This is a genomic window from Shimia sp. R9_3, assembly GCF_017743755.1.
In the GTDB taxonomy this organism is placed as follows: domain Bacteria; phylum Pseudomonadota; class Alphaproteobacteria; order Rhodobacterales; family Rhodobacteraceae; genus Shimia.
The window spans coordinates 1-576 of the sequence record NZ_JAGHRP010000036.1; the positions used below are offsets into that span (position 1 = coordinate 1).

Sequence of the window (576 nt, forward strand, 5' to 3'; positions counted from 1 at the left end):
ACCGCCTGATCTCTGCCGGTGGCTCAGTTTACATCCATGACGGCGAGGGGGCTAATCGTCTGGAACTTGTCGATGTCGCACTTGCAGAGGTGAGTTTCTCGCAGGATGACACTTTCACGCGTCTGACATGGGAAGATGCGACGCATGGAACTACTCAGGCGAAGATCCATCGAAGTACCAATTTCGAAGAATTCGTATTCGCTGATGGGTCGACTGTTGGCCTTATCAGTTTTGGAAGCGGTGGTGTACGCCTGTCAGGCACTTCGGGCGATGATATTTTGACCGGTTCCGCAACAGGTGCGCGCATATTGTTTGGCGGTGAAGGTGATGATGTTTTGACCGCGACCTATCGAGGTGGCACTTCTGATCTCTTCGGTCAGGGGGGCAATGACACATACCGTCTGATCTCTGCCGGTGGCACAGTTTACATCAATGACGGCGAGGGGGCCAATCGTCTGGAACTTGTCGATGTCGCACTTGCAGAGGTGAGTTTCTCGCAGGATGACACTTTCACGCGTCTGACTTGGGAAGATGCGACGCATGGTATTACTCAGGCGAAGATCCATCGAAGTACCA

At 53.1% G+C, this 576-nt stretch carries 1 pseudogene; it reads left to right on the plus strand.

Annotation, left to right across the window (positions count from 1 at the left end):
* A pseudogene (locus J7412_RS21765) lies at window positions 1–576 on the plus strand (hypothetical protein); the annotation flags it as partial.